Consider the following 5123-nt stretch of genomic DNA (forward strand, 5'->3'; position numbering starts at 1 on the left):
CGAAAACCGGGAGGAGTGTACATAAGCTTACGGGTTATTAGTACTACTTGACTATGACATTACTGCCTTTACATCTATAGCCTATCAACGTGGTCATCTTCCACGACCCTTAAAAGAAATCTCATCTTGTGGTGGGTTTCGCGCTTATATGCTTTCAGCGCTTATCCCTTCCAAACGTAGCTACTCTGCGGTGCTCCTGGCGGAACAACAGATACACCAGAGGTTTGTCCAATTCGGTCCTCTCGTACTAGAATCAGATCCACTCAAATTTCTAACGCCCACAGTAGATAGAGACCGAACTGTCTCACGACGTTCTGAACCCAGCTCGCGTGCCACTTTAATGGGCGAACAGCCCAACCCTTGGGACCTTCTCCAGCCCCAGGATGTGACGAGCCGACATCGAGGTGCCAAACCCCCCCGTCGATATGAGCTCTTGGGGGAGATCAGCCTGTTATCCCCGGCGTACCTTTTATCCTTTGAGCGATGGCCCTTCCATGCGGAACCACCGGATCACTATGCTCTACTTTCGTACCTGATCGACCTGTATGTCTCTCAGTCAAGCTCCCTTATGCCATTGCACTCTACGCACGGTTACCAAGCGTGCTGAGGGAACCTTTAGAAGCCTCCGTTACTCTTTTGGAGGCGACCACCCCAGTCAAACTACCCACCAAGCAATGTCCTCTCGAAAGAGAGTTAGATCTCAGATAAGCAAAGGGTGGTATTTCAACAATGACTCCACAACGCCTAGCGACGCCACTTCATAGTCTCCCACCTATCCTACACATCACTTATCCAAGACCAATACTAAGCTATAGTAAAGGTGCACAGGGTCTTTTCGTCCCACTGCGGGTAATCGGCATCTTCACCGATACTACAATTTCACCGAGCTCATGGCTGAGACAGTGTCCAGATCGTTACACCATTCGTGCAGGTCGGAACTTACCCGACAAGGAATTTCGCTACCTTAGGACCGTTATAGTTACGGCCGCCGTTTACTGGGGCTTCAATTCAATGCTTCTCCGAAGATAACATCTCCTCTTAACCTTCCAGCACCGGGCAGGTGTCAGGCCCTATACTTCATCTTACGATTTTGCAGAGCCCTGTGTTTTTGATAAACAGTCGCCTGGACCTTTTCACTGCGGCCAGCATTGCTGCTGGCGACCTTTCTCCCGAAGTTACAGGTCTATTTTGCCTAATTCCTTAGCCATGAATCTCTCGAGCACCTTAGGATTCTCTCCTCGACTACCTGTGTCGGTTTACGGTACGGGTTCTTATAATCTAAGTTTAGAGGTTTTTCTTGGAAGCCCTTAGGCGCACTATCTCTTTGTCCGAAGACTCCGAGTACTATCGTATTTCCCCAAGCCGCGTGGATTTGCCTGCGCAGCTTATAGGTAGGTACTTCAACGAACTATTCCGTCAGTTCGCGGCGCTTTCATCACTCCGTCACCCCATCACAATTATAAGAAGTACGGGAATATTAACCCGTTGGCCATCGACTGTCCCTTTCGGGTTCGCCTTAGGACCCGACTAACCCTCAGCTGATTAGCATAGCTGAGGAAACCTTAGTCTTTCGGTGTGCGGGTTTCTCGCCCGCATTATCGTTACTTATGCCTACATTTTCTTTTCTAACCAGTCCAGCATACCTTACGATACACCTTCAACCCTGTTAGAATGCTCCCCTACCACTTATACTTACGTATAAATCCATAGCTTCGGTAATATGCTTATGCCCGATTATTATCCATGCTCGTCCGCTCGACTAGTGAGCTGTTACGCACTCTTTAAATGAATGGCTGCTTCCAAGCCAACATCCTAGCTGTCTATGCAGACAAACCTCGTTTTTTCAACTTAGCATATATTTGGGGACCTTAGCTGATGGTCTGGGTTCTTTCCCTCTCGGACTTGGACCTTAGCACCCAAGCCCTCACTGTTATGAAACATTATATAGCATTCGGAGTTTGTCAGGAATTGGTAGGCGGTGAAGCCCCCGCATCCAATCAGTAGCTCTACCTCTATATAACTTTACGCATAACGCTGCACCTAAATGCATTTCGGGGAGTACGAGCTATTTCCGAGTTTGATTGGCCTTTCACCCCTACCCACAGGTCATCCGAAGACTTTTCAACGTCAACCGGTTCGGACCTCCACTATGTGTTACCACAGCTTCATCCTGCCCATGGGTAGATCACACGGTTTCGCGTCTAACACTACTGACTAAAGCGCCCTATTCAGACTCGCTTTCGCTACGGATCCGTGACTTAATCACTTAACCTTGCCAGCAACGTTAACTCGTAGGCTCATTATGCAAAAGGCACGCCGTCACCCCACGAAAGGGCTCCGACCGCTTGTAAGCGTATGGTTTCAGGATCTATTTCACTCCGTTATTCACGGTTCTTTTCACCTTTCCCTCACGGTACTGGTTCACTATCGGTCTCTCAGGAGTATTTAGCCTTAGCGGATGGTCCCGCCAAATTCAGACAGGGTTTCACGTGCCCCGCCCTACTCAGGATACCACTATCCTTATCTTCTCTTACTTATACGGGACTATCACCCTCTGTGGTTAACCTTTCCAGGTTATTCTAATTCAATCCGCAAGAAATGTCGTGGTCCTACAACCCCAATATTGCCGTAACAACATTGGTTTGGGCTAATCCGCGTTCGCTCGCCACTACTTACGGAATCACTTTTGTTTTCTTCTCCTCCGCCTACTTAGATGTTTCAGTTCAGCGGGTTTGCCCACCTATCGGTGTACTATCTCTTCAAGATAGTGGGTTGCCCCATTCGGATATCTACGGATCAATTCGTGTGTGCCAATCCCCGTAGCTTTTCGCAGCTTATCACGTCCTTCTTCGCCTCTGAGAGCCTAGGCATTCCCCATACGCCCTTATTTTGCTTATTGTACTTTTGTAGTATTGTAATAAATCACAACACTACGTGTTCTTTCTACTTTTTAAATATTTTCTTATCTCAATATGTCAATGAACTTTTTTTAGTCGAATGTCAAAAGTCGAAAGTCGTAAAGTAAATCACTTTGGACTTTATGACTTTAGACTTTATGACTAAAATCGTGGAGAATATCGGAGTCGAACCGATGACCTCCTGCGTGCAAGGCAGGCGCTCTAGCCAGCTGAGCTAATCCCCCATTTTCAGATGTTAGTTAACAGTTTTTCAGTTAACAGTACTTCAAACGGTTACTCAACCTCTAAAATTTCCTTCTAAGTGTAAAAAAGTAGTCCCGGGCAGACTCGAACTGCCGACCCCAACATTATCAGTGTTGTACTCTAACCAGCTGAGCTACGAGACTCTGTTTTTAACTTAAAATAATATTTTGAATTAACAGCGAGAATAAAACTACTCTTATGTAGTCATTTAAACCAATTTCTTTCTCTAGAAAGGAGGTGTTCCAGCCGCACCTTCCGGTACGGCTACCTTGTTACGACTTAGCCCTAGTTACCAGTTTTACCCTAGGCAGCTCCTTGCGGTCACCGACTTCAGGCACCCCCAGCTTCCATGGCTTGACGGGCGGTGTGTACAAGGCCCGGGAACGTATTCACCGGATCATGGCTGATATCCGATTACTAGCGATTCCAGCTTCACGGAGTCGAGTTGCAGACTCCGATCCGAACTGAGAACGGTTTTATAGATTCGCTCCTACTTGCATAGTGGCTGCTCTCTGTACCGTCCATTGTAGCACGTGTGTAGCCCAAGGCGTAAGGGCCGTGATGATTTGACGTCATCCCCACCTTCCTCACAGTTTGCACTGGCAGTCTCGTTAGAGTTCCCGACATGACTCGCTGGCAACTAACAACAGGGGTTGCGCTCGTTATAGGACTTAACCTGACACCTCACGGCACGAGCTGACGACAACCATGCAGCACCTTGTAAATTGTCCGAAGAAAAGTCTGTTTCCAAACCTGTCAATCTACATTTAAGCCTTGGTAAGGTTCCTCGCGTATCATCGAATTAAACCACATGCTCCACCGCTTGTGCGGGCCCCCGTCAATTCCTTTGAGTTTCATTCTTGCGAACGTACTCCCCAGGTGGGATACTTATCACTTTCGCTTAGCCACTGAACTTGCGCCCAACAGCTAGTATCCATCGTTTACGGCGTGGACTACCAGGGTATCTAATCCTGTTCGCTCCCCACGCTTTCGTCCATCAGCGTCAATCCATAAGTAGTAACCTGCCTTCGCAATTGGTATTCCATGTAATATCTAAGCATTTCACCGCTACACTACATATTCTAGTTACTTCCTTATAATTCAAGTTTAACAGTATCAATGGCCGTTTGATCGTTGAGCGACCAGATTTCACCACTGACTTATTAAACCGCCTACGGACCCTTTAAACCCAATGATTCCGGATAACGCTTGGATCCTCCGTATTACCGCGGCTGCTGGCACGGAGTTAGCCGATCCTTATTCTTACAGTACCGTCAAGCTCCGACACGTCGGAGTGTTTCTTCCTGTACAAAAGCAGTTTACAATCCATAGGACCGTCTTCCTGCACGCGGCATGGCTGGATCAGGCTTGCGCCCATTGTCCAATATTCCTCACTGCTGCCTCCCGTAGGAGTCTGGTCCGTGTCTCAGTACCAGTGTGGGGGATCTCCCTCTCAGGACCCCTACCCATCATCGTCTTGGTAAGCCGTTACCTTACCAACTAACTAATGGGACGCATGCTCATCTTTTACCGTTGTGACTTTAATATTTAAATGATGCCATTCAAATATACTATGAGGTATTAATCCAAATTTCTCTGGGCTATCCCTCTGTAAAAGGTAGATTGCATACGCGTTACGCACCCGTGCGCCGGTCTCTATATCCGAAGACATATACCCCTCGACTTGCATGTGTTAAGCCTGCCGCTAGCGTTCATCCTGAGCCAGGATCAAACTCTTCATCGTATATTATTATATTGTTGAGATTGTATCCAAACAACTAACTTTCCGATTAGCTCTATTCTCTTTATTTTTGTTCTGATTTGCATCAGAACGGCTGTCAATTCAATATGTCTAGGAACGTGTCTTCTATTGTTTTCGCTTGTCTCTCAAAGCGGGTGCAAAAGTACAACTATTTTTTAATCTCGCAAGTAAATCGAAAAAAATTTTATTTCTTTTTTTTT

General features: G+C 46.9%; 2 tRNA genes and 2 rRNA genes. All 4 read right to left on the bottom strand.

The features are described 5' to 3' along the window. Positions 1 to 17: 17 nt before the first annotated feature. The 4 genes from ACZ098_RS17100 to ACZ098_RS17115 all read right to left on the bottom strand — a co-directional run bounded on the left by ACZ098_RS17100 (position 18) and on the right by ACZ098_RS17115 (position 4905). Positions 18 to 2899 (bottom strand): 23S ribosomal RNA (locus ACZ098_RS17100). A gap of 169 nt (positions 2900 to 3068) precedes the next feature. After that, positions 3069 to 3142, bottom strand: a tRNA-Ala gene (locus tag ACZ098_RS17105). 88 nt (positions 3143 to 3230) lie between these two features. After that, positions 3231 to 3304 (bottom strand) — tRNA-Ile (locus ACZ098_RS17110). Positions 3305 to 3391: 87 nt separating this feature from the next. Next, a 16S ribosomal RNA gene (locus ACZ098_RS17115) occupies positions 3392 to 4905 on the bottom strand. Together the 16S and 23S rRNA genes with 2 tRNA genes alongside form the textbook arrangement of a ribosomal RNA operon. Between the last annotated feature and the right edge of the window lie 218 nt (positions 4906 to 5123).

The sequence above is a fragment of the Flavobacterium sp. SP2 genome (assembly GCF_057626655.1).